The organism is Dyella kyungheensis (assembly GCF_049913195.1).
In the GTDB taxonomy this organism is placed as follows: Bacteria; Pseudomonadota; Gammaproteobacteria; order Xanthomonadales; family Rhodanobacteraceae; genus Dyella; species Dyella kyungheensis.
Map to the genome: position 1 here is coordinate 4,464,901 of NZ_CP183983.1, position 23,544 is coordinate 4,488,444.

Below are 23,544 nucleotides of genomic sequence, written 5' to 3' on the forward strand. Positions count from 1 at the left end.
CGGAGTGAACGCAGAAGCGAGGACGACTGGGTCAGCAAGATTTTTCGATGTCAGTCGATGGGTCCGGATCCAATGTGCCGTTGCTCCGTTACAAGATAAGTACGATATCGAACGAGGCTTACGTCAGGTCGTCACGCGCTCGCGCACGAGACGATCCTGCAACAAGCCTGCCCGCTCCAAAGGCAGATAGGCGAGTGCCGCGAGGTGCGAGTGGATGCGCTTGAGGTCACGCAGGATGCGCAGATAGACGTCTCCGCCATCGCGGCGTTCGCGCAGCGCCCGGATATGACGCTCCGACGCTTCGTTCTCCAGCTTCCACAGCACTTCCTTGCGCGCCACCAGTTGCTGCGCGGCACGCACATCGCCGCGCAGGAACACGGTAAGGCCAAGGCGCAGGCTTTCCATCACCTGCGCATGCATCAAGGCCAGGTCCTGGATGTCCTCGGCCGAAAAATCCTGGCCGCGCTCGGCCTTCTTGGCGGCGAACTCCATCAGGTTGTTGGCGGTGATGTCGCCGATGTGCTCGATGTTGATGACGAACGCGAGGATCTCCTGGCTACGCTCGCCGTCTTCCTCGTTCAAGGCTTCACCGCCGAGATCGGTGAGGTATTCGCGGATGGCCATGCCGAGGCGATCCAGCGACGAATCCATGCGACCGATGGCGCTCGCGCGCAGCCGATCGTCCTTGCCGAATACTTCGACCAGGCCGGTGAGCATGCCTTCCACCATGTCCGCCATGCGCATGGATTCACGCGCGGCATTGGCCAGCGCCACGTTGGCCGACCCCAGCGCGCCCGCGTCGAGATATTGCGGCACACCCGGGTCATTGGGCTTGGGCGGTTCGGGCAGCAGACGCACGAGCAGGCGGGCCAGGTTGTCCACCGGCACGATGAAGATCAGCGCAAGCGCAAGATTGAATGCCGTATGGAAGTTCACCGCGATACGCGCGGGCGACGCGCCGAGCGGTGCGAGCCGGTGGGCGATCAGCGCAAGCATCGGCAGGCAGACCAGGCATCCAAACGCGCGCACCAGCAGATTGCCCATGGGCAGGCGTCGTGCCACTGGCGTATGCGCTTCCATCAGTGCGGGAATGGTGCCACCAAGATTGGCGCCCAACACCAGTGCCATGGCACCCGGCGCATCGACCACACCGGCATTCGCCAGCGAGACGATAAGCAACACCACGGCCACGCTGGAATGACACGCCCAGGTGAGCAGCGCAGCCACCAGCATCGCCAGCACCGGCTCGCTGGCCAGGCTCTGCAGGATGGCACGCAAGACCTGGGCGTTCTCCACCGGCGCCATCGCACCGACCAGCAGGTGCAGCGCGAGCAGCATCAGGCCGAGACCGATGGAGACGCGACCGATGTTTTCGTAGCTCACGTCATCGGTGCGGCGATGAATGGTGAAGCCGATCAGGATCAACACCGGCGCCACCACGGCGATATCGAACGACATCACCTGCACGATCAGCGTGGTGCCCACGTTCGCGCCCAGCATTACGGCGAGGCCCGGCGCAAGGCCGAGAAAGCCGCTGGCGGCGAATGAGGTCGCCATCAGACCGGTGGCCGTGCTGCTCTGGAGAACGGCGGTAACGCACACGCCAAAACCCAGCGCGGCGGGACGATGGCCGAGATAGCGACCCATCCAGCGACGCAGCGCGCTGCCATAGCCACGCAGCACACCGCTGGTGACCATGTGCGTGCCCCATAGCAGCAGGGCGACGTAGCCGGCGATGTCGAGTAGAGCGAAGGTGCCTTTCATGGCGTACCCTCCTTGGGATCAATGGGACGCATGACGCGCCCGTGGGAGCGCTCGCGCGCGTCCCGAATGGATAGCCCGTCATTCCGGCGCAGGCCGGAATCCAATGGCGATGAGCCGGGTGGTCGCCTGAAGGCCCATCAGCTCTTTCGCGACGACCGAATCTTGCTGCTACTGGATTCCGGCCTGCGCCGGAATGACGAGCGTGGTGGGGCTCACAACCAGCGCCCGTACCGCTTGATGTAGACCAGCTTCACCAATTGCGTCAGCACGCAGTACGTGAGCACCGTCAACGCGAGCCAGCCGAAGTACACGCCCGGCAGCGGCACCATGCCCAGCTTGCTGCCCACCGCCGAGAACGGAATCAGCATGCCGATGATGATGATCGCCGTGGTCAGCGCCAGCACCGGTGCCGAGGCGATGCTCTGCAGGAACGGGATGCGGCGCGTGCGGATCATGTGCACGATCAGCGTCTGCGTGAGCAGGCTCTCGATGAACCAGCCCGACTGGAAGAACGACTGGTGCGCCGTCGAATTGGCGCCGAACAGATACCACAGCAGCAGGAAGGTGGTGATGTCGAAGATCGAGCTGACGGGTCCGATCCACACCATGAAACGGCCGATATCGCTGGCGTCCCACTTGCGCGGCTTGCGCAGGTACTCGTCGTCCATGCGGTCGAACGGGATCGACAGCTGCGAGATGTCGTACAGCAGGTTCAACACCAGGATCTGCAGCGGCAGCATCGGCAGGAACGGCAGGAACGCGCTCGCCACCAGCACCGAGAACATGTTGCCGAAGTTGGAGCTGGCGGTCATCTTGATGTACTTGATGATGTTGCCGAAGGTGATGCGACCTTCGATCACGCCCTCTTCCAGCACCATCAGGTTCTTTTCGAGCAGGATGATGTCCGCCGATTCCTTGGCGATATCGGTGGCGGTATCCACCGAGATGCCCACGTCGGCCTCACGCAGCGCCGGCGCATCGTTGATGCCGTCGCCGAGGAAGCCCACCGTGTGGCCCTGGCGCTGCAGCGACTTCACCACGCGCGCCTTCTGCAACGGCGACATCTTGGCGAACACGGTGGTGCGCTTGACCAGTTCGTCCAGCTCGTCATCGTTCAACGGCTCGATGTGCTTGCCTTGCGCGGAGTGCTCCACGTCCAGGCCCACTTCGCGGCAGATCTTGCGCGTCACCGCCTCGTTGTCGCCGGTGATCACCTTCACTTCGACGCCGTGGTGATGCAGCGCCGCAATGGCGGTGGCCGCGCTGTCCTTCGGCGGATCGAGGAAGGCCAGGCAGCCGACCGCGATCAGGTTGCTTTCGTCCGCCACGCCATAGGCGCGGCCGGCCGGCGGCTGGCGCTTGATCGCGACCACCAGCACGCGCAGACCATCCTCGTTGAGGCCGCGCGTCATCGCCTTGATGTCGGCGCGCATCTCGTCAGTCATCGGCAGGATCTCGTCGCCCGCCTTGGCCGACGCGCAGATCGACAGCATTTCCTCGACGGCGCCCTTGCAAACCAGCAGCTCATTGCCGTCGCCGTTGCCCAGCACCACTGACATGCGGCGGCGCTGGAAGTCGAACGGGATCTCATCGACGATGCGGTAGTGCTGCGCGACCACTTCCAGGTCGCGATGGGTCAGCACCGCCTTGTCCATCAGGTTCTTCAGGCCGGTCTGGAAGCGGCTGTTGAGGTAACCGTATTCCAGCGCCTCGTCCGATTCCTCGCCGTACAGATCGAGGTGGCGTTCCAGCACGATCTTGTCGAGCGTCAGCGTGCCGGTCTTGTCGGTGCACAGCACGTCCATCGCGCCGAAGTTCTGGATCGCGTTGAGGCGCTTCACCACCACCTTGCGCTTGGACATCGCCAGGGCGCCCTTGGCGAGGTTCGCAGTGACGATCAGCGGCAGCATCTCGGGCGTCAGGCCCACCGCCACCGACAGCGCGAACAGGAACGCTTCCCAGAAGCTGCCCTTGTCGTACCAGTTGATCGCCAGGACGATCGGCACCATCACCAGCATGAAGCGGATCAGCAGCCAGCTGACGCTGTTCACGCCGCGATCGAAGCTGGTCTGCACGCGCTCGCCCACGATGGTGCGCGCCAGCGAACCCAGATAGGTGCGCGAACCCGTGGCAACGACCACCGCCGTCGCGCTGCCGCTCACCACATTGGTGCCCATGTAGCAGACGGTGGGCAGGTCCAGCGGATTGTCGCCGTGCTGGCTGCCTTCCATCTCGTCGGCGCCATGCAGGTGCGCAGGGGCGGACTTCTCCACCGGCAGCGATTCGCCGGTGAGGATGGCCTGGCTGATGAACAGGTCCTTCGCCGAGACCAGGCGCAGGTCGGCGGGCACCATGTCGCCCGCAGCGAGATGCACGATGTCGCCGGCAACCAGTTCGCTCACCGGCACTTCGATGCGTTCGCTATGGCCGTCGGACGCGCGGCGCGTCACCGTGGCCGTGTTGCGCACCATCGCCTTGAGTTTTTCGGCGGCCTTCGAGGAGCGGTATTCCTGGGTGAAGCTCAGCAACACGCTGATGCCCACCATCACCGCGATGATGATCGGCCCGGTGAGGTCGGAGCTGTCCGTCGCCAGCTGCACGATCGCCAGCACCAGCAGCACGATGATGAACGGGTTCTTGAACGCCGTCAGCAACTGCACCGACCAATGCGGCGGCTTCTCGTGCGACACCTCGTTGAGGCCGTCACGGTCCAGCCGTTCGGAAATCTGTTCTTCGTTGAGGCCGGCGGCGCTGGTATCGAGCGCTGCGTACAACGCTTCGTTGTGGCGGAACGCTTCCTGCGCGACCGCCACGCGCACCGGCGCGGCGGCGCTCGTGCCGGCCGTCTTGCCTGCGACGGACTGGGTGGAGTGCTTGAACATGACTCGCTTCCGTGAAATCGGTGACATCTGAGCCGGACCAGCGAGTCGGCGGGGCTAGCCCGCGCGTGACGCCAATACCTGCGCTACGAACTTCGGCGCAATCGATGCCACAAGACTGGTGGAGGCCAGCCCTTGCACGGCAGTTCGAAGCGCGAGGTCTTCATCAGTGACTGGATACCAGCTGCAGATGACGATGCGCTTGCGAAACGGCATGTTCCGGCCGGCGGGCACCCTGGCGGGCGCGCGGAGCCTCGGAAGAACGGTGCAGATCGGACGACGGGGAATCCTGCGCCTCGCCCAGCGGGGCAGGCACAGTGATCGTCCAGGAACGACGGGTGTCGGCACGACGGCTCGCCAGCGGGCGGGCTGCCACACGCAGACGGAAGAATTCGCGAAGGAGCTTCATGGCCCTTTCTCCTCATTAACGGCGCCAACGGCACCGTCAGAGGTGGGCCGGTCTTCCCTAGTCGAGGAAAGCGCCAGCCGACCGCAGGCGGTCGCCGCAGCAGATCAGCTTGTTATGCAATGCCGGCACCCGATGCTCGCGGATGTCGACGTTGCGACTAGGGTAAACGTCCATATGCCTTGGGTTGATAGGACAGAGGCCACTGAGGGCGTAACGCCCGGTAGCGGGCGAATTGTCTTGCTGCGGTGCGCAAGTGTCAACCCTGGAGGGGTGAATTGGGAGGCGAAAGTTGTTGCGGTTAGCGGGAGGGAGGGGATGTGCTTTCGCTGTGATGAGGTTCTATGGCGAACCTTTTTGACGGCTCCATTTGTTCTGGCGATACCGCGACCTGGCTCGCCTGCCGCGGGCTTCCGTCCTCCTGCCGGAGGCCGGGTCACTTTCTCTTGCTTGCCCAAGAGAAAGTAACCAAAGAGAAGGGCCCCCCGGATGACGCGCCTTCCGGGCCTTTGGCCCTCCAGGTGCGCGGGTGGGTTGCGGGGTTTTTCGACAGGGCATCCTGCCCTGGCGAAAAACTGGCCGGCATCCATGCCGACCACCCTGCGGGCTTTCCTCCACCCACCCGCCGCGTCATACGGGGACCCCAAGAGCCCAAAGCAGCAGAGCTACAGATCTACTGTGGGAGCGCACCCTGTGCGCGACAAACCTACGGAGCGGTACATCCCAGCGTGGCTGTCGCGCACAGGGTGCGCTCCTATAGAACAGCGCAGACGTTCCCGCGAGCACCCGCCCCTCACCCCGGCCCTCTCCCCGCAGGGGAGAGGGAGAAGTGGGGTGCATCGCGAAGACAAGCCACGGGCGATGCGCAGCGAGCCTCCGCGTTAAGTCCTCAACGATTCGGGCGCGTTGCGCCACGCTTGGAAGCACCCCTGGGGTACTCTCCCATGGAGATCCGGTGGGACGCCCCTCGAGCGTTCATGCTTGGATTCAACACGATGCTGGCAGCTCTAAAGGCCATTTCTTTGGGTTACTTTTCTTTACTCCGGGCATCCTGCCCTACGCCCTTCGGGCCGGCTTCGCCGTTCGCATGCGCTTCTGCGCATGCGTGGGCAAGCAAAGAAAGTAACTCGAGCGGCGGCAGCCGATCGAAACGCCCGCTGCGTAAGCGGCCCGGTCGCGGTATCGCGACAACCAAGAACCGAGGCTCTGGATCCCGGCCTGCGCCGGGATGACGAGCTAGCGACGACGAGCTTAGAGCGCGCGCTCGAATACCACGCCCTGGTGCTGCACCAGCGGCTCCATCACCCAGTGATCCACCAGCAAAAACGCAAACAGCGCCATCAAATACACGATGGAATAGTTGAACACCTTCATCGCGAAAAACTCATCCGGCGGATTGAGCAGGCGCACGGCGTAATAGAGAAAGCCCAGGCCCAGCACGACGGCGCCGCCCAGATACACCATCCCGCTATAACCGGTGAGCGCCGGCAACAACGTCACCAGCACCAGCAGGATCGTGTAGAACAGCACGTGCCAGCGCGTGAACACCACGCCATGCGTCACCGGCAGCATCGGCACCTGTGCGCGCGAGTAATCGTCGCGGCGGAAGATCGCCAGCGCCCAGAAATGCGGCGGCGTCCAGACGAAAATGATCAGGCACAGCTGCAGCGCGAACGGATGCAGCGCACCGGTGACGGCCGTCCAGCCCAGCACCGGGGGAATCGCACCGGCCAGGCCGCCGATCACGATGTTCTGCGGCGTCGCGCGCTTCAGGTAGGCGGTGTAGATCACCGCGTAACCGATCAAGCCGCCGAAGGTCAGCAACGCCGTCAACGGATTGACCAGGAACACCAGGATCAACATCGACACCGCGCCCAGCGCCAACGCAAACGTCAGCACCTGCTTGGGCTTGAGATGGCCGGTGGCGAGCGGCCGGTGTGCCGTGCGCGCCATCACCTTGTCGATGCGCTGGTCGATCAGGTGATTGAACGCGGCGGCCGAACCCGAGGCCATCCAGATGCCCAGTGTGCCGAACACCAGCGCGCGCCACGGCGGTATGCCGGGCACGGCGAGAAACATGCCGATGACGGCGCAGAACACCAGCAACGCGACGACGCGCGGCTTGGTCAGTTCCAGGTATTCATGGAAACGGCGGCTCATCGTCATCGGTATCCGTGGGAAAGAAACATCGCGTCCTCATGACGCTTTTGCGTGCGCGCCAACGCCGCCAGCAGGGTGAACAGCAGCAGCGCGGCGACCCCATTGTGCAGCGTCGCCACCGGCAAGGGCAGCCCGAAATGCACATTGCTGATGCCCAGCAGCACCTGCGTCACCAGCACCACGGCAATCGCCAGGCCCAAGGAACGCAAACCGCGGCGCGAGACGCGATGCGACAGCCACGCCAGGTAGCAGAACACCACCAGCGCGCCCAGGCGATGGGTGATCTGGATGGCGCTGCGCGCGGCCATGTCGAGCACGCCGCCTTCGTAGTTCACGCCAATGCCGCGCCACAGCACGAAGCCTTCGCGGAAATCGGTGGCGGGAGCCCACTGGCCGAGGCACTTGGGAAAGTCGGTGCCGCAAGCGAGCGCCGCGTAGTTGGACGACGTCCAGCCGCCCAGCGCGATCTGCGCCAGCAGCAATACGATGCCGACCACCACGGCCTTGCGCAGGCCCGCATAGCTGTCGTCGTTCGCGCCCACGCCAGCGAAACGCAGTGCGGCATAGGCGAGCAAGGCAAAGGTGGTGATGCCACCCAGCAGGTGACCCATCACCACGATCGGCTTCAACAGCAACGTCACCGTCCACATGCCGAGCATGGCCTGGAATACCACCACCGACAGCGCCAGCACGCTGATGCGCCACGCGCCGGGGCGATGAAGGCCGATCGCAGCGATCAGCGGCAGGCCGATGGCGAGCAGCGATACCAGCAACGACCAGTGGTGCTCGCCCTTGATGTACATGGCGACGCCGACGGCCGCGAAGATCGCGCCCGCGATCACCGCATAGCGTGTCCACGGCTTGCGCCAGCTGGCGATCAGCGCGAGCACGAACACCAGCGTGCCCAGCGTGCCGGCGAGGAAGCGGTGCACCTGCTCGCGCCAAGCCTTGTGGGTTTCGTACGGGCGATCCGGGAAGGCCTGGTTCGCCTGCGCGATCTCATGCTGTTGTTCGGGCCACGCGGCTCGTCCATAACAGGTCGGCCAGTCGGGGCACGAGAGGCCCGCATTGGACAGGCGCACGAACGCGCCGAACATCACCACGCCAAAGGCAAACACGGCAGCGAGCAACGCGAGGCCGCGCAGCACGTTGTGGGAGCGGGAGGTCATCAGCGGATCACCTTCTGCAGATCCTTGCGCAAGCCGGTGGTATCGAAGCCCACAGGATAGAACGACAACGCAGTGCCGTCGGATTCCACCAACAGAGCAGCGACGCTGTCGGGCGTGGTGGGCGTGAACGGCGCCAGCACGGCCATCGGATCCTGTCCGAGTTTCCAGTAGCCGGTCATGCCGCTGGCGACGGCATCGGCAGGCGGCCTGCCCACGTAAAGCAGACGCAGGCGCGGCGCATTGCGGTTGAGCGTGATGCGTGCGGCGGCCATCTTGGTCAGCACATCGAGGCACTGCTTGGCGCAGCCAGGACCGGCCAGCGCGACCAGCGTGAGTTGCGGCTCCTTCGCGCGCCAGGCCCAGGTGTCGCCGTTGCTGAGCGAGATGGGGAGTTGCTCGGCGGCGAAATTTCGCTGCGGCGTCACGGGCTGGCCGTTGGCCTTGCCCGAGGGCTGCCAGCCGGCAAACGTGAGCACCAGGGCCACGATGATGGGTGCGGCGAACACCAGCATGATCAGCAGCAGTTTCAGGCGACTTGCGCGCAAGGCGGTGGGATCGGTCATGGCTTGTCCGGTCGGGAAGGACGACGACGATGCAGTACCAGCAGGATCACCACCACCGCCACGGCGAAGGTGAACCACTGGAACGCGTAGGCACGATGGCGCGCGGGCGGCATCGCCGAGAAATCGATGGTGTGCTCGCGCACGTAGATGGACGAAGGTTCCGCGTCGAGCGACAGCACGCGCGGATACAAGGCGGTGCCGAGATCGCTGCCGATCTGCGCCAGGTCGAGATAGATGGTGGTCTTGGGCCAGTGCGTCTGCCGCGTCAGCGCGTTGCCGCCCATCGCATAGCCCACGCCCGGAGCCGGCACATAAAGCCCGTGCAGTTGCTGCGGCCCCGTGGGCAGCGCCGGCAACTGCGGCGCCTGGTCGGTGCCATTGCCCGGCAGGAAACCCATGTCCACCAGCAGCAGGCGATCGCCGCTGCGCGGACGGAAAGGCGCATAGACTTCCACACCGCCGCGCTGGTCGTGCTTGGGATTGTCGAGCAGATAGAGGCGATCGGCGAGGTATTCGCCCTGCACGTCGACGCGTGCAAACGCGTCCACGGGGGGATTTGAGGCCACGGCGGCAAAGTCGCGCGGCGCGGCCGTTTCCGCTGTGGCATACCGTCGCAGAATGGCTTCCTTCTCGTCGGCGCGATGCAGCTGCCAGACGCCCAAACGTATGAACAACAAGGCGCTCACCGCTGTGAGCAGCAGTGCAAACCAGGATGGACGGCGCAGCCACTTCACGCGGTGGCGCCGTGCACGACCGCTATACTGCGGATGTCTAAAACGTTCGGACCAATCACGTGGAAACCATCTACAAATATGCGCTGGTGATTCTGCTGCTGGTGGTGCTGTTCAATCTTGGTCAGGCCCTGTATTTCATGATGACCGACAAGGAAGGCAGCAAGCGCACGGTGTGGGCGCTGACCCGTCGCATCGGGCTGTCGGTGCTGCTCATCCTGATGGTGGTGTTCGGCATCTGGATGGGCTGGCTCCACCCGCACGGCGTGGGGCAGTAATTGTAGCGGTCAAGCGCCCTGCTCGCCTTGCTGCGACAAACGGTTCCTTGGAAAGCCCGCCCCTGGCGGGCTTTTCTTTTGGGGGCCCTCACCCCAGCCGTCCCCTTGTGGGAGCGCACCCTGTGCGCGACACCGACGGCGCGCACCCTTTGGGCGACTGCGGTGCCTCCGTCGCTACCGCGCTGTCGGAGTCGCGCACAGGGTGCGCTCCCACAGAGATAGGGAAGGTCTTTGTCTGTCCGCCCCAACAAAAAAGCCCGCCTTTCGGCGGGCTTTTTGCTGCGACGCGCCAGCGTCTCAGAGGATGTAGACGAACATGAACAGGCCGAGCCATACCACGTCGACGAAGTGCCAGTACCAGGCCACCGCTTCGAACGCGAAGTGGTGTTCCTTGGTGAAATGGCCCTTGGCCACGCGCAGCCAGATGATCGCCAGCATGATCGTGCCCAGCGTCACGTGCATGCCGTGGAAGCCGGTGAGCATGAAGAAGGTCGAGCCGTACACGCCGCTCTGCAGCGTGAGGTTGAGCTCCTTATAGGCCTCGATGTACTCGTGCGCCTGGAACCACAGGAAGGTGGCGCCCAGCAGCACGGTGAAGCCGAGGAACCAGAGGATCTTGGCGCGGTGGCCAGCCTTCAGCGCATGGTGCGCGATGGTCACGGTGACGCTTGAGGACAGCAGGATCAGCGTGTTGAGCAGCGGCAGGCCCCAGGGCAGCACCGTCTCGAAGTTGCCGCCGATGCGCTCCGGACCGCCACCGCCGCCAGCGCCCCACGAAGCGGCGTAGTCGCTCCACAGGAACTGGTGGGTCAGCACGCCATGGCCTTCGCCGCCGAGCCACGGCACCGCGAACATGCGGGCGTAGAACAGCGCGCCGAAGAAGGCGCCGAAGAACATCACCTCGGAGAAAATGAACCACATCATGCCCATGCGGAACGAGCGGTCCACCTGGTCGTTGTAGCTGCCCGCCAGCGACTCGCGGATCACCGAGCGGAACCAGCCGAAGAACATCAGCAGGATGCCGACGATGCCGACGGTGAGCATGGTCTTGCCAAAGCCCGCTTCACCCGGGGGCGCATTCAGCCAATGCGCGGCACCGAGCACGGTGACGAACATGACCACCGCGGCCACGATCGGCCACTGGCTCTTGGATGGAACGAAATAAACGCCTTCTTGCTGGGCCATGCTGAGATCCCTATGGAATGCTCTGTCTACTTCCGCCCGCGCACTCGTCGCCCGGGCTGCAACCCGTGATGCCTCATCGGCATCGCGGAGGAATACTGCAAGGTCGCGTCAGGAGTACTTCAGCCCCTGCAACAACGAGAGCACGAAGATCGCAAAGGCGATGGTGCCGACCACCGTCACGGTGAGTCGCACACCTTTCTTGCGGGCTTGCTCGATCGTTGTCATGGACGGCTGGTTCATCGTTTCGCTTCCTTCCGCTCCGGCACAACACCGGAGCGGCAATACGTGGATCAGTCTTCGACGTGGCCGTGTGCCAGTTCGTCATCATGGATGACCGGCGGCACATCGAACGTGTGATACGGCGCGGGCGACGGCAGCGTCCACTCCAGGCCCTTGGCGCCTTCCCACACGCGGTCCGGTGCCTTCTTCTTGGAGAACCACACCGCGTGGATGATCACGCCGAGGAAGATCAGCTGCGAGGCGCCGAACAGGAAGCCGCCGATCGAGCTGATCATGTTGAAGTTGGCGAACGCCACGTTGTAATCCGGGATGCGGCGCGGCATGCCGGCCAGGCCCAGGAAGTGCTGCGGGAAGAACAACACGTTCACCCAGATCACGCTGTTCCAGAAGTGGATCTTGCCCCACGTTTCCGAATACATGCGGCCGGTCCACTTCGGCAGCCAGTAATAGCTGCCCGCGATGATCGCGAAGATCGCACCAGTCACCAGCACGTAGTGGAAGTGCGCCACCACGAAGTACGTATCGTGATACTGGAAGTCGGCCGGGGCCAGCGCCAGCATCAGGCCGGAGAAGCCGCCGATGGTGAACAGGATGACGAACGCGATGGCGAACAGCATCGGCGTTTCGAACGTCATCGAGCCGCCCCACATGGTGCTGACCCAGTTGAACACCTTCACGCCGGTCGGCACCGCGATCAGCATGGTGGCGTACATGAAGAAGATTTCGCCGCCCAGCGGCAGACCCACCGCGAACATGTGGTGGGCCCACACGATGAACGACAGGAAGGCGATCGAGGCAATCGCGAACACCATCGCCTTGTAACCGAAGATCGGCTTGCGCGCGAAGGTCGGGATGATCTCGGAGACCAGGCCAAAGGCCGGCAAGATCATGATGTAGACCTCGGGGTGGCCGAAGAACCAGAAGATGTGCTGGAACAGCACCGGGTCGCCGCCGCCCGCCGCATTGAAGAAGCTGGTGCCGAAGTACTTGTCGGTGAGCAGCATGGTCACCGCACCGGCGAGCACCGGCATCACGGCGATCAGCAGGAACGCGGTGATCAGCCAGCTCCACACGAACACCGGCATCTTCAGCAGATCCATGCCCGGCGCGCGCATGTTGAGGATGGTGGCGATGATGTTGATCGCGCCCATGATCGAGCTGATACCCATCAAGTGCACCGCGAACACCAGGTACGCGACCGAGTCACCCTGCAGCGACAGCGGCGGGTACATCGTCCAGCCGCCGGCCGGGCCACCGCCCGGAAGGAACAGCGTGGACAGCAGCAGCGAGAAGGCGAACGGCAGGATCCAGAACGACAGGTTGTTCATGCGCGGCAACGCCATGTCCGGCGCACCGATCATCAGCGGGATCATCCAGTTGCCCAGGCCCACGAAGGCCGGCATCACCGCGCCGAAGATCATGACCAGCGCATGCATCGTGGTCATTTCGTTGAAGAAGTACGGCTGCACCAGCTGCATGCCGGGCTTGAACAGTTCCGCGCGGATCACCATCGCGAAGCTGCCGCCAATGAAGAACATCAGCAGGGAGAACACCAGGTACAGCGTACCGATGTCCTTGTGGTTGGTGGACATGCACCAACGCACGAAGAAATTCTTCGGCGCGCCGTGATGATCGTCGTGATCGTGATGATCGTGTGTCGCTGCGTGGGCCATGCCTTGCACCTCTAGCTAAATGCGAATGCTGTTATGGGGCTTTTAGCCCTGATGGCCCTGGGAAACAGGTGCGTCGACGGCCGCGGTCTTGGGCGCGGCAGCGGTGGAAGCCGGTGCCGGAGCCGGTGCAGCCGGCTGGGCCGGCGGCGTGGCCGCGGCTTGCTGCTCGGCCAGCCACTTCTCGAACTCGGCCTTCGGCAGCGCCTGCACCACGATCGGCATGAAGCCGTGATCCTGGCCGCACAGCTCGGCGCACTGGCCGCGATACGTACCCGGCTCGGTGATGTTGGTCCAGGCGGCGTTGACGATGCCCGGGATGGCATCCATCTTCCAGCCCAGCGCCGGCACCCACCAGGAGTGGATCACGTCGCCGGCGGTGATCACGAAGCGGATCTTGGTGCCCACCGGCACCACCAGCGGCTTGTCCACGTTGAGCAGGTAGGTGTTCTCGTCGCCCACCTTCACGTTGTGCGGATCGAGGCCCGAATTGAGCTGGCGCGTCTCGTCGCTTTCGCGGTCGAGCTTGGACATGAAGCCGACCTTGTCGATCGCCTTGCCCTGGTACTCGACATAGTCGTAGCGCCACTTCCACTGGTAGCCGGTGACCTTCACGGTCATCTGCGAGCCGGTGGTGTCGGCGAACGTGCGCAGGCCGCCGGTGGCCAGGTAGGCCAGCACGATCAGGATGATCACGGGGATGGTCGTCCACACGATCTCGAGCGTCGTGTTGTGCGACCACTTCTCGGCCACCGCGCCGCGCGATTTGCGGAAGCGGAACATCGCGATGAACATCGCGCCGAACACAAGGATGCCGATCACGACGCAAACGCCGAGGGCAACATTGTTGAGGAAATAAGCCTCGGGCGACCAGGTCGACGCGCCGCGGGTCATGTTCAACTGTCCTGGCTGCGGATTGGCCGAGGCCACGCCGCCGAACATGGTTAGAGCGAGGAGTGCGCTTGCCGCCACTGCTCGCTTGATGCTGCCAGGCTTGATGCCGCCAGATGTCATGTTTGCACCTTTGTTGAACCTACCTGCGCTGCTGTTGGTTGAGCTCCGCCAGCAACACCATGAGTTTCCTTGACAGCTCGGCACGCTCCTCTTCCCCGAGGAAAGCCCCGATTTCCAGCTCCCGTCCATGCGACGCCAGCAACAGACGATCCCTCCCTTGACCGGACCGCAACCGCACGCGCACCCAATACGAGGGAAAACGCGCACTGCGCCGACCTGGCAGGGATTGCACCTCCAGCGACGACTCGTCGAGGGTGATGCGTTCGCTGCGGTCGCCGGCCCGCCAGGCTACGCCAAGGGCGAAAGCCACCGCGGAGGACTCGACCAATGCAAACAAAGGAGCAAAGACATTCCCCTGCCATGCTCCCAACACGGCCGTCGTCAGCGCCAACGCCGCCAGAACTCCGATCAATCGACGCAGGTCGCGTCGGCTCAGGGCACGATTGGGCTTGAGCCACATCGTTGCGCACGGCAAGCCGGCTGCTGCTGGTCGAAGCACGATCATGAGAACCCGGCGTGCTGGAACCCAAGCATGATAGGCCGCGAGCGCATCGGGGAGCAAGAATGCCGCATCTGCTTGATTTGAAGCAGGGGTGAATGCGCAAGTTCGTGCTCGCGTGTGCGTCGAGACGCCTGCGCAAGCGCTGCTTTCCCTTGCGGAACACGCGTTTGCGCAACCCATGGCGCCCATAGTGACGACCACCAGGCTGAGCGGCGCCTTGGGTGCGACCGTTTGCCACGGGCCGCGGCGCGTGCCCGACACGCCGCTGACATCTGCCGCGCCACGCCATGCCGCCGGGATGACAACGCTCATCCGGGAAGCCTTCTTCCCCGGCGCCCTCGCCCATATATATGTGTAAGGCCGCGTGCCGCCTGCCGCACCGCAACACCGCGTACGGGTGCGTGCGTATGGCCCCCACGCGTACAATCCCGCGATTCCCCGCCCCCACTACGTTTCGGCTAAAGCCCAGTGACACAACCCATTCTCAGCCCCGAATTGCCGACCGGCGTCGAACCGGCTCGCGCGCGCATCACCGCCAACTGGCTGCGCGACGAGACCGAAGCGGTCAACGACCTGCTGGCCCAGGCCACCTTGCCGCCGGTCGAGCGCGAAAAGGTGATCGACCTGGCCGCCGAACTGGTGAGCCGGGTGCGCGCCCGCGCCAAGGACCAGAGCGCCGTCGAATCCTTCATGCGCCAGTACGACCTGTCGTCGGAAGAAGGCGTGCTGCTGATGTGCGTGGCCGAGGCCCTGCTGCGCATCCCGGACAAGACCACCGCCGACAAGCTGATCCGCGACAAGCTGGGCGACGCGAACTGGAAGAAGCACCTGGGCCAGAGCGAATCGCTGTTCGTCAACGTCTCCACCTGGGGCCTGATGCTCACCGGCAAGCTGGTCACGCTGTCGGAAGAGACCCGCCACGATTTCACCGGCGCGCTGCGTCGTTTGGTGGGTCGCGCGGGCGAGCCGGCGATCCGCCTGGCCGTGCGCCAGGCCATGCGCATCATGGGCCACCAGTTCGTGATGGGGCAGACCATCGGCGATGCGCTGGATCGTTGCGCGCAGAAGGAATATGCGGTCTATCGCTATTCCTACGACATGCTCGGCGAGTCCGCGCTCACCAGCGAAACCGCCGAGCGTTATCAGCAGGATTACCGCAATGCGATCGCCGCGATCGGTTCGCGCGGTCCGTTCGCCAATCACACCGACGCGCCGTCGATCTCGGTGAAGCTCTCCGCGCTGCATCCGCGCTACGAAGTGGCCAAGCGCGAAATCGCGCGCCGCGACCTCACCGCCAAGCTGCTGGAACTCTCGCAGCTGGCGATGAAGAACGGCATCGCGCTTTCGGTCGACGCGGAAGAAGCCGATCGTCTCGAACTGTCGCTCGACATTCTCGGCGACGTGTTCGCGCATCCGTCGCTGGAAGGCTGGAACGGCCTCGGCATCGTGGTGCAGGCGTATGCCAAGCGCACGCCGTTCGTGATCGACTGGCTGATCGAAACCGCCCGCGCCAGCGGCCGTCGCTGGTATGTGCGCCTGGTGAAGGGCGCGTACTGGGACGCGGAAGTGAAGCGTGCGCAGGAAAACGGCCTCAGCGGCTATCCGGTGTATACGCGCAAGCCGAACACCGACGTGTCGTACCTGGCGTGCGCACGCAAGCTGTTCGATGCCGGCGTGGCGCTGATCTACCCGCAGTTCGCCACGCACAACGCGCACACCATCGCCGCCGTGCATCACCTGGCGCAGAACCGTCCGTACGAATACCAGCGCCTGCATGGCATGGGCACGGACCTCTATGCCGAAGTGATCGGCAAGCAGAACCTCAACGTGCCGTGTCGCGTGTACGCGCCGGTGGGCACGCATGAAGACTTGCTGCCCTACCTGGTACGCCGCCTGCTTGAGAACGGCGCGAACACCAGCTTCGTCAACCGCGTGGTCGACGAATCGCTGCCGGTGCGCGAACTGGTCGCCGATCCTTGCGAGACCGTGCGCGCCTTTGCCTCCATCCCTCACCCGCGCATCCCCTTGCCGGTGAATCTCTACGGTGAACTGCGGAAGAATTCCATGGGCGTCAACTTCTCCAACGACAACGAACTGAAGGCCCTCGCCGAGGCGATCCAGAACAAGAGCGGTCCGTGGAACGCCGAACCGCTGGTGCCCGGCGCCAAGAGCACCGGTGCCACCGTGCAGGTGAGCAATCCGGCCGACCGCCGCCAGAACGTGGGCAGCTACGTCACCGCCGACAGCGCCACGGTCGACAAGGCGCTCGCCAATGCCGTGAACGCGCATCACGCGTGGGATCGCCTGCCGGCCGCCAGCCGCGCGGCGATTCTCGAGCACGCCGCTGAGCAGCTCGAAGCGCGTCGCGGCGAATTCATTGCGCTGTGCGTGCGCGAAGCGGGCAAGAGCCTGCCCGACGCCATTGCCGAAATTCGCGAGGCCGCCGACTTCCTGCGCTATTACGCGACCATGGCGCGCCGCCTGTTTGGCCATCCGGAACAGTTGCCCGGCCCGACCGGCGAGAGCAACCAGCTGTTCTTGAACGGCCGCGGCGTGTTCGTCTGCATCAGCCCGTGGAACTTCCCGCTGGCGATCTTCCTGGGCCAGGTCAGCGCGGCGCTCGCCGCCGGCAACGCCGTGATCGCCAAGCCCGCCGAACAGACCAGCCTGATCGGCTATGTCGCGGTGAAGTTGCTGCATGACGCTGGCGTGCCCGCCGACGTGCTGCAGTATCTGCCGGGCGACGGCGCCACCGTCGGTGCGGCGTTGACGCGTGATCCGCGCGTGTCTGGCGTGGCCTTCACCGGTTCCACCGAAACCGCCTGGGCGATCAACCGCGCCCTCGCCGCGCGCAATGCACCCATCGCTGCGCTGATCGCCGAAACCGGTGGCCAGAACGCGATGATCGCGGACTCTTCCGCGCTGCCGGAACAGATCGTCAAGGACGTGATCTCCTCCGCGTTCCAGTCCGCCGGCCAGCGCTGCTCGGCGGCGCGCGTGCTGTTCGTGCAGGAAGACATCGCCGACAAGGTCAACGCGATGCTTGCAGGCGCGATGGCCGAGCTGAAGGTGGGCGATCCGGGCCAGCTGTCGACCGACGTGGGTCCGGTGATCGACGAGGATGCGAAGAAGATCCTGGTCGACCACGCCGCGCGCATGGACAAGGAAGCGAAGAAGATCGGCGAAGTCGCGCTCGACCCGGCCACCACCGGCAACGGCACGTTCTTCGCGCCGCGTGCCTACGAAATCCCGGGCCTAGCCACGCTGACCCGTGAAATCTTCGGCCCGGTACTGCACGTGATCCGCTGGAAGGCCGACGAGCTGCCGAACGTGGTGGACCAGATCAACGCCACCGGCTACGGCCTTACGCTCGGCATCCACAGCCGCATCGACGACACCGTGGAGTTCATCCAGAGCCGTGCGCGCGTGGGCAACTGCTACGTCAACCGCAACCAGATCGGCGCGGTGGTCGGCGTGCAGCCGTTCGGCGGCGAAGGCCTGTCGGGCACCGGCCCGAAGGCCGGCGGCCCGCACTACCTGCTGCGTTTTGCCGGCGAGCGCACGCTCACCATCAACACCACCGCCGCTGGCGGCAACGCCTCGCTGCTCACCATCGGCGAGTAAGCGCAACACGGGCCGGCGCAACCGCGCCGGCCCGCACGTTCGAAGGGAGCCCGCATGCGGCATGCTTCGCGACTGCTTGGTCTAATCCTCCTGGCGCTCACCCTCTTTCCGCTCCATGCAGCGGAAAGGCAGAACGGCGAGCAAGGCTTCGTCGCCACGCTGCAGCTAGGTCCCTCACCCGACGTCCACTACCTCGACGCCGCCGGCAAACCATTGGACTACGCCGCGTTTGCGCAGCAGCTCGGCCAGGGTCGCAACTACAGCAGCACCATCGACAGCAAGGCCAACGCGGCGATGCTGCGCCTGCGTCCGCCCGGTACCAGCACGGGCGCGGGGCGCTTCTCGTTCGGGCGCGGCAGCACCTTTCCACCGTTCGAGCTGCCGTCGCTGCAAGGCGACACACAGCATTCGAGCGACCTGCACGGCCGCTACACCTTGGTGAGTTTCTTTTTCGCCGACTGCGCACCATGCATCGCCGAAGTGCCGGTGCTGAATGCCTTTGCGCATGCCAACGGCGATATGGGCTTCGTCGCGATCACCTATGAAGACGCAGCCACCGCACGCCAGTTCGTGGCCGATCGGGGTTTGAAGTGGCCGGTACTGCACGACGGACAGGCGCTGGTCGACACGCTGGGCGTGAGCATCTATCCCACTCTCATGCTGATCGATCCCTCAGGCCGCGTCGCCGGCTCGGCGGTAGGCATGACCATGCGCGAAGGCCAGGACAAGCAACTCGCCGACCTCACCGGCTGGGTGCAGCAATGGAAGAAGGCATCACAGCACCCCTGATGCTCCCGCCGCTTTCTGTGGGAGCGCACTTGTGCGCGACAAACCTACGAAGCGGTAACGGCACGGCGCCGCAGTCGCGCGCAAGCGCGCTCCCACAAGGTGACGGCGTCTCCAACTCACCTCAGTCCTGTGGGAGCGCACTTGTGCGCGACAAACCTACGAAGCGGTAACGGCACGGCGCCGCAGTCGCGCGCAAGCGCGCTCCCACAAGGTGACGGCGTCTCCAACTCACCTCATTCCTGTGGGAGAGCACTTGTGCGCGACAAACCTACGAAGCGGTAACGGCACGGCGCCGCAGTCGCGCGCAAGCGCGCTCCCACAAGGTGGCGGCGTCTCTAACTCACCTCAGTCCTGTGGGAGCTCACCCTGTGCGCGACAAACCTACGAAGCGGTAACGGCACGGCGCCGCAGTCGCGCGCAAGCGCGCTCCCACAAGGTGGCGGCGCCTTCAACTCACCTCGGTCCTGTGGGAGCGCACTTGTGCGCGACGAGCCTACGAAGCGGTACCGACGTGGCCTTGCGGTCGCGCACAGGGTGCGCTCCTACAGGGAGTGCTGGATTTCCAGCGCGGCATCGGCAACGGGCCACTTCAGCAACATCTCGCAATCGCGCTCGTAGTTGTTCAATACGCGCCACGGCACATGTCGGCCCTGTTTGGGCAACACCGGCGCACCTCGCTGCACATAGCCCGACGTCAGCGCGCCCATGATCGAATCGTCCTGCCGCTCATCCGCGGGTGCACGCGGCGTCACCACGCTGGCGCCCAGTTCACGCATATGCGCAAGCAATCGACAGACGTATTTCGCGGCGAGATCCGCCTTCAGCGTCCACGGCGCATTCGTGTAACCGAAAATGCAGGCGAAGTTCGGCGTGTCCTGCAACAGCACGCCTTTGTAGGTGACCAGTTCTCCCATCACCCGCGGCTGCCCATCCACGTCAAGCTGCATGCCACCCAGGGTCTGCATGTCGAGCCCGGTGGCGGTGATGACCAGATCGGCCTCCAGCAGCTCGCCCGATGCCAGCTGCACGCCATGCTCGGTAAACGTGGCGACCTCACCGGTCATCACCGATGCCTTGCCGCTCTTGATGGCCTCGAACAGGTCGCCATCGGGAACCACGCACAGGCGCTGATCCCAGGGCTGGTAGGTCGGCGTGAAGTGGCGCATGTCGGCATCGGGACCGAGCTTCTTGCGCACACCGGAAAGCAGAAACGCACGCACCTTGTGCGGCCAGCGTCGCGCGGCCTTGTAGATAAGCCGGGTAAGAAAAATATTCCGCCGCCGCGCCATGCGGAATACCAGCGGCTTCGGCAGGAAGGTCTGCAGCACCGCGGAAATCTTGTCGAAGCGCGGCAACGACAGGATGTAGGTAGGCGAGCGTTGCAGCATCGTCACGTGTGCGGCATCTCCGGCCATCGCAGGCACCAGCGTCACCGCAGTGGCGCCGCTGCCGATCACCACCACGCGTTTGTCGCGATAGTCCAACCCCGGTGGCCACTGTTGCGGATGCACGCACTGGCCCTGGAATCGATCCACACCGGGAAATGCCGGCAGATAACCGCGATCGTAGTTGTAGTAGCCGGTGCAGACGATCAGGAAGCGGGTGGTGAACTCGCGCGTTTCGCCGCGCTGTTCGTCGAGCACCTGCACGCGCCACTGACGCGCCGTGCCCGACCACGACGAGGAGAGCACTTTCAGGCCGTAGTGGATCTTGCCGTCCACGCCGTACTCGCGTGCCGTGTCGATGACGTAGTTGCGAATGGCGTCCCCATCGGCCATCACGTCCAGCGCATGCCAGGGGCGAAACGCGTAGCCGAAGGTGAACATGTCCGAGTCCGAGCGCACACCGGGATAGCGGAACAGATCCCACGTGCCGCCCATCGCCGCGCGGCGTTCGATCAGGCCCACGCGCAAACCGGGATGATCCATGGCGAGGTGGCATGCCATGCCGATGCCCGACAGGCCCGCACCGATGATCAGCACGTCGAAAGACGACGAACTCTCCTGATCCATGCACTCGTCCCCGTGTCTCGCGGTGAAGAAGCCACGCGACCAGCTTACGCCGGTCGTGGCGTGCTCAATACGGCGTCGGCTCGATCAGGGCCTTCTGCGCACTGCACTGCGCCGGGGGCATGCTGTGGTTCACCGCGCGATACGCATTCAGTTCCTGCTTCGCGGCGGCCAGGCTGGACTGGAACGCTGGCGACGCATGCAGCACGGCCACCACCGCCGCGCCGTTCATCGCGCCCGCCTCGACGGCACTGAGATTGTGCACACCGCAGACCACGCGACTGTCGGCGAAGGCGCGCGAGCGCAGCAACAGGTCGGTGGCGCGATCCGGCGCCAGCTCCGCCAACACGAGGCCCACGGCCCAGCCGCGCGTCGCATGGCCGGAGGGATAGTCGAAGCTCTTGGCGAGCCGTTCGGTGGACTGACAGGTGGCGCCCTGGTCGATCAGGAACGGGCGCTGGCGCTGGTTGGCCTTCTTCGCCGGTGAAGTGGAGGCATCAGCCGCGTTGCTGGTGTCGTCCACCAGGGCCGCAAGCCTGGGAAGCGCGGCGGCATCGAGCGGTGTGCCCATGGCGCAGCTGAAGTCGGCCATCAGCTTGGGCGTGGCGTAATCGACGTCCTGCTGGGCCAGCGTCCAGCGCGGCGAGTCCTGCAGCTTGCGGGTGGCCAGGAACACCTGGCGGTCCGCCTCATAGCGGGGCGTGCCGGCCTTGGGGGCCGCCGGGAGCAATTCGGCCGTCTGCAGCGAGGCGGCCACCGATCCGGCGCTGGCCGGCAGCCGTTGGGAGGCCGGGGTTTGCACCGGGGCACAGGCCGCAAGAGGGAGCAGCAGGCCCATCCCTATGGCGCGACGACAAGCAGCCAGAAACGTGTTCATCGGCGTTCTCCCTGGGGCAACGGGGCGGCGGCCTTGTGCATTGCATAAGGCGCTGGCCCGAAGGCCATGATATAGATCAAGGGTCTCGCTGGGTCCATCCAGCGCTCTCGGGGGTGGGAGCACAGGTCATGTCCGCTGTTATCAGCCATGTCACCGACGATACCGCGTCGGCGCAACTGAGCGCCGATGCGCGCTTTACCGTGGCCGAAACACCGCCGAACATCCTCGTGCACCTCACCCAGCTTGCCTTGTCGCGCGGGCAGCGCTGCGACGGCTGGTTCGCGGGTTCGGGCCTGCAACGCGAACAACTGAACGACCCCACGCTGCGCATCTCCTATCGCCAGGCGCGCTCGGTGATCCGCCGCGCGCAGCAGGCCACCGGCGAAGCGGGGCTCGGGCTGGCCGTGGGCCGGACCGAAACGCTGGGCAGCTTTGGCCTGCTCGGCCTGGCCATGATGACCTCCGCTACGTTCGGCGATGCGATGAAGGTGGGCATCGCCCATCATCGCGTCAGTGGCAGCCTGGTCGACGTGAGTTTCGAAGTGGTGGCGCCGCGCGAAGTGGCGCTGGCCGTGTGGCCGCGATTCAACGACGCCCCCTTGCTGCCGTTCCTATGCGAAGAGCTGTTCGCCAGTTCGCTGGCGATCGCGCGCGAACTGGCCGGCTCGAACTTTCGCCCGCAACGTCTGGAACTGACCTACGCACGCCCCGAGCATGCGCAGGACTACGCCGATTTCTTCCAGTGCGAGCTGGTGTTCGGCGCCCGCCACAACCGCGTGGTGATCGACGCGCAGTGGCTGGAGCATCCCTTGCCCACCCACAACCCGCTCACCGCACAACAGGCACTCGCGCTGTGCACGCAACAGCACGACATCGAAGGCCCGCAGCAGGAAATCGTGGCCTCGGTGGAACGCCTGCTGCGCAGCCACCTGCGCCATCAACCCCGCCTGCCCGACGTGGCGCGCATGCTCAACATGAGCGAACGCTCGCTGCGTCGACGTCTCGCCGAAGGCGGCCGCGTGTTCCGCGAAATCCACGATCGTGTCCGCGCCGAGCGCGCTTTGGAACTGCTGCATGGCGGCACCTTGAGCGTGGCCGAGATCGGGCTGGAGATCGGCTTCAGCGATCCGCGCGAGTTCCGGCGTGCGTTCAAGCGGTGGACGGGAATGCCGCCGCGTAGCGCGCGGCAGCATGCGGCTTGAGTGTCTGTTCCGATACACAAGCACAGACCCATGAGCCAATCGTCGAGAGACACCTCACCCGTAGGCTGGTATGTAGGTTCATACCTTGTCCGATTCATCGAACTGAACGCCACGGGCAATAACGATGCGGATGGCGAATTCCTGGCCTGGGAAAATACCGTCCTCGTGCGAGCGGACAGCTTCGACGAGGCGTATAGCAAGGTCGAGGCCCAGGCAAGGCTGCACACCGAGCCTTATGAGGGTGGCTCGGAAGGTATACCCGTCCAATGGGTCTTTGAAGGAATCAGCAATCTGGTTCCGATCTATGAGCCATTGGAAGATGGCTGCGAAATCCTGTGGACGGAACACGAGGCGCTCAAACTCGGCAAACTCCAAAGCATGGCCAGATCAGTCGACGAACTGAGAGGCGATGCAAAGGGCGACTGAGAAGGCCTGTTTCCAACTCGAAGCGAGCGTCGCCGCCAGCTCGCCCCAAGCCCCTG

At 64.7% G+C, this 23,544-nt stretch carries 19 protein-coding genes; 5 read left to right on the plus strand and 14 right to left on the minus strand.

Translation table 11 applies throughout. The annotated features are described in order from the left end of the window. Positions 1-123: 123 nt before the first annotated feature. The 7 genes from ACN9MB_RS20105 to ACN9MB_RS20135 form a co-directional block, all read right to left on the minus strand. On the minus strand, positions 124-1,764 hold the full coding sequence (locus ACN9MB_RS20105) for a Na/Pi cotransporter family protein (protein WP_426270042.1): 1,641 nt from the start codon (positions 1,762-1,764) through the stop codon (positions 124-126). A gap of 212 nt (positions 1,765-1,976) precedes the next feature. Further along, positions 1,977-4,646, minus strand: a complete 2,670-nt coding sequence (gene mgtA / locus ACN9MB_RS20110; RefSeq protein ID WP_204637800.1) for a magnesium-translocating P-type ATPase — start codon at positions 4,644-4,646, stop codon at positions 1,977-1,979. A 163-nt stretch (positions 4,647-4,809) separates the two neighbouring features. Further along, entirely contained in the window at positions 4,810-5,052 is a 243-nt protein-coding gene (locus ACN9MB_RS20115) for a hypothetical protein (RefSeq protein ID WP_204637801.1), read from the minus strand. Positions 5,053-6,300: 1,248 nt separating this feature from the next. Further along, a complete protein-coding gene (gene cyoE, locus ACN9MB_RS20120) occupies positions 6,301-7,215 on the minus strand; it encodes a heme o synthase (RefSeq protein ID WP_426270043.1) in 915 nt (304 codons plus the stop codon). After that, positions 7,212-8,378 (minus strand): COX15/CtaA family protein, encoded by a 1,167-nt coding sequence (locus ACN9MB_RS20125; protein WP_204638221.1) that lies wholly within the window; start codon positions 8,376-8,378, stop codon positions 7,212-7,214. Before ACN9MB_RS20125 ends, cyoE begins: the two co-directional genes overlap by 4 nt. Beyond that, entirely contained in the window at positions 8,378-8,941 is a 564-nt protein-coding gene (locus ACN9MB_RS20130; protein ID WP_426270044.1) for a hypothetical protein, read from the minus strand. The genes ACN9MB_RS20125 and ACN9MB_RS20130 overlap by 1 nt, the downstream gene beginning before the upstream one ends. After that, the gene (locus tag ACN9MB_RS20135) at positions 8,938-9,675 is read right to left on the minus strand and encodes an SURF1 family cytochrome oxidase biogenesis protein (RefSeq protein ID WP_204638219.1); all 738 of its coding nucleotides are present in this window, start codon (positions 9,673-9,675) and stop codon (positions 8,938-8,940) included. Before ACN9MB_RS20135 ends, ACN9MB_RS20130 begins: the two co-directional genes overlap by 4 nt. 59 nt (positions 9,676-9,734) lie before the next feature. Here ACN9MB_RS20135 and ACN9MB_RS20140 point away from each other — a divergent pair, with 59 nt between their 5' ends. After that, positions 9,735-9,950, plus strand: coding sequence for a twin transmembrane helix small protein (locus tag ACN9MB_RS20140; protein WP_046971617.1), 216 nt, complete (start codon positions 9,735-9,737; stop codon positions 9,948-9,950). Between the two features lie 297 nt (positions 9,951-10,247). Here the strand turns inward: ACN9MB_RS20140 and ACN9MB_RS20145 are convergent, their stop codons facing one another. The 5 genes from ACN9MB_RS20145 to ACN9MB_RS20165 form a co-directional block, all read right to left on the minus strand. Continuing rightward, on the minus strand, positions 10,248-11,135 hold the full coding sequence (locus ACN9MB_RS20145) for a cytochrome c oxidase subunit 3 (RefSeq protein ID WP_204638218.1): 888 nt from the start codon (positions 11,133-11,135) through the stop codon (positions 10,248-10,250). Positions 11,136-11,243: 108 nt separating this feature from the next. Further along, positions 11,244-11,375 carry a hypothetical protein gene (locus ACN9MB_RS20150; RefSeq protein WP_275586833.1) on the minus strand — a complete coding sequence of 44 codons (132 nt, stop codon included), beginning with the start codon at positions 11,373-11,375 and terminating at the stop codon, positions 11,244-11,246. Between the two features lie 50 nt (positions 11,376-11,425). Then, positions 11,426-13,048 (minus strand): cytochrome c oxidase subunit I, encoded by a 1,623-nt coding sequence (ctaD, locus tag ACN9MB_RS20155; protein WP_426270045.1) that lies wholly within the window; start codon positions 13,046-13,048, stop codon positions 11,426-11,428. Positions 13,049-13,090: 42 nt separating this feature from the next. Further along, positions 13,091-14,059 (minus strand): cytochrome c oxidase subunit II, encoded by a 969-nt coding sequence (gene coxB, locus ACN9MB_RS20160; RefSeq protein ID WP_426270046.1) that lies wholly within the window; start codon positions 14,057-14,059, stop codon positions 13,091-13,093. Between the two features lie 19 nt (positions 14,060-14,078). Next, on the minus strand, positions 14,079-14,519 hold the full coding sequence (locus ACN9MB_RS20165; RefSeq protein ID WP_426271955.1) for a DUF2244 domain-containing protein: 441 nt from the start codon (positions 14,517-14,519) through the stop codon (positions 14,079-14,081). A 510-nt stretch (positions 14,520-15,029) separates the two neighbouring features. Between ACN9MB_RS20165 and putA the strand changes: the two genes are divergently transcribed. Together putA and ACN9MB_RS20175 are read left to right on the plus strand one after the other, a co-directional pair. Further along, a complete protein-coding gene (putA, locus tag ACN9MB_RS20170) occupies positions 15,030-18,185 on the plus strand; it encodes a bifunctional proline dehydrogenase/L-glutamate gamma-semialdehyde dehydrogenase PutA (protein WP_426270047.1) in 3,156 nt (1,051 codons plus the stop codon). Positions 18,186-18,239: 54 nt separating this feature from the next. Continuing rightward, entirely contained in the window at positions 18,240-18,974 is a 735-nt protein-coding gene (locus tag ACN9MB_RS20175) for a TlpA family protein disulfide reductase (protein ID WP_426270048.1), read from the plus strand. A gap of 542 nt (positions 18,975-19,516) precedes the next feature. Here the strand turns inward: ACN9MB_RS20175 and ACN9MB_RS20180 are convergent. Next, complete coding sequence (locus ACN9MB_RS20180; protein ID WP_426270049.1) at positions 19,517-20,986, minus strand: flavin-containing monooxygenase; 1,470 nt, start codon at positions 20,984-20,986, stop codon at positions 19,517-19,519. A 64-nt stretch (positions 20,987-21,050) separates the two neighbouring features. Then, the gene (locus ACN9MB_RS20185) at positions 21,051-21,860 is read right to left on the minus strand and encodes an acid phosphatase (protein ID WP_426270050.1); all 810 of its coding nucleotides are present in this window, start codon (positions 21,858-21,860) and stop codon (positions 21,051-21,053) included. Between the two features lie 128 nt (positions 21,861-21,988). Between ACN9MB_RS20185 and ACN9MB_RS20190 the strand changes: the two genes are divergently transcribed. Beyond that, positions 21,989-23,062, plus strand: a complete 1,074-nt coding sequence (locus ACN9MB_RS20190; RefSeq protein ID WP_204638210.1) for an AraC family transcriptional regulator — start codon at positions 21,989-21,991, stop codon at positions 23,060-23,062. Positions 23,063-23,092: 30 nt separating this feature from the next. Continuing rightward, positions 23,093-23,488, plus strand: coding sequence for a DUF4288 domain-containing protein (locus tag ACN9MB_RS20195; RefSeq protein ID WP_426270051.1), 396 nt, complete (start codon positions 23,093-23,095; stop codon positions 23,486-23,488). The last annotated feature ends 56 nt before the right edge of the window (positions 23,489-23,544 follow it).

What these genes read in the sequence shown, in the direction of transcription:
- ACN9MB_RS20180 (WP_426270049.1), bottom strand. Translation starts at nt 20,986, where the DNA reads ATGGATCAGGAGAGTTCGTCGTCTTTCGACGTGCTGATCATCGGTGCG.
- ACN9MB_RS20175 (WP_426270048.1), top strand. Translation starts at nt 18,240, where the DNA reads ATGCGGCATGCTTCGCGACTGCTTGGTCTAATCCTCCTGGCGCTCACC.
- coxB (WP_426270046.1), bottom strand. Translation starts at nt 14,059, where the DNA reads ATGACATCTGGCGGCATCAAGCCTGGCAGCATCAAGCGAGCAGTGGCG.
- ACN9MB_RS20130 (WP_426270044.1), bottom strand. Translation starts at nt 8,941, where the DNA reads ATGACCGATCCCACCGCCTTGCGCGCAAGTCGCCTGAAACTGCTGCTG.
- ACN9MB_RS20165 (WP_426271955.1), bottom strand. Translation starts at nt 14,519, where the DNA reads ATGTGGCTCAAGCCCAATCGTGCCCTGAGCCGACGCGACCTGCGTCGA.
- ACN9MB_RS20125 (WP_204638221.1), bottom strand. Translation starts at nt 8,378, where the DNA reads ATGACCTCCCGCTCCCACAACGTGCTGCGCGGCCTCGCGTTGCTCGCT.
- ACN9MB_RS20185 (WP_426270050.1), bottom strand. Translation starts at nt 21,860, where the DNA reads ATGAACACGTTTCTGGCTGCTTGTCGTCGCGCCATAGGGATGGGCCTG.
- ACN9MB_RS20115 (WP_204637801.1), bottom strand. Translation starts at nt 5,052, where the DNA reads ATGAAGCTCCTTCGCGAATTCTTCCGTCTGCGTGTGGCAGCCCGCCCG.
- ctaD (WP_426270045.1), bottom strand. Translation starts at nt 13,048, where the DNA reads ATGGCCCACGCAGCGACACACGATCATCACGATCACGACGATCATCAC.
- ACN9MB_RS20145 (WP_204638218.1), bottom strand. Translation starts at nt 11,135, where the DNA reads ATGGCCCAGCAAGAAGGCGTTTATTTCGTTCCATCCAAGAGCCAGTGG.
- ACN9MB_RS20195 (WP_426270051.1), top strand. Translation starts at nt 23,093, where the DNA reads ATGAGCCAATCGTCGAGAGACACCTCACCCGTAGGCTGGTATGTAGGT.
- cyoE (WP_426270043.1), bottom strand. Translation starts at nt 7,215, where the DNA reads ATGACGATGAGCCGCCGTTTCCATGAATACCTGGAACTGACCAAGCCG.
- mgtA (WP_204637800.1), bottom strand. Translation starts at nt 4,646, where the DNA reads ATGTTCAAGCACTCCACCCAGTCCGTCGCAGGCAAGACGGCCGGCACG.
- ACN9MB_RS20190 (WP_204638210.1), top strand. Translation starts at nt 21,989, where the DNA reads ATGTCCGCTGTTATCAGCCATGTCACCGACGATACCGCGTCGGCGCAA.
- ACN9MB_RS20105 (WP_426270042.1), bottom strand. Translation starts at nt 1,764, where the DNA reads ATGAAAGGCACCTTCGCTCTACTCGACATCGCCGGCTACGTCGCCCTG.
- ACN9MB_RS20150 (WP_275586833.1), bottom strand. Translation starts at nt 11,375, where the DNA reads ATGAACCAGCCGTCCATGACAACGATCGAGCAAGCCCGCAAGAAAGGT.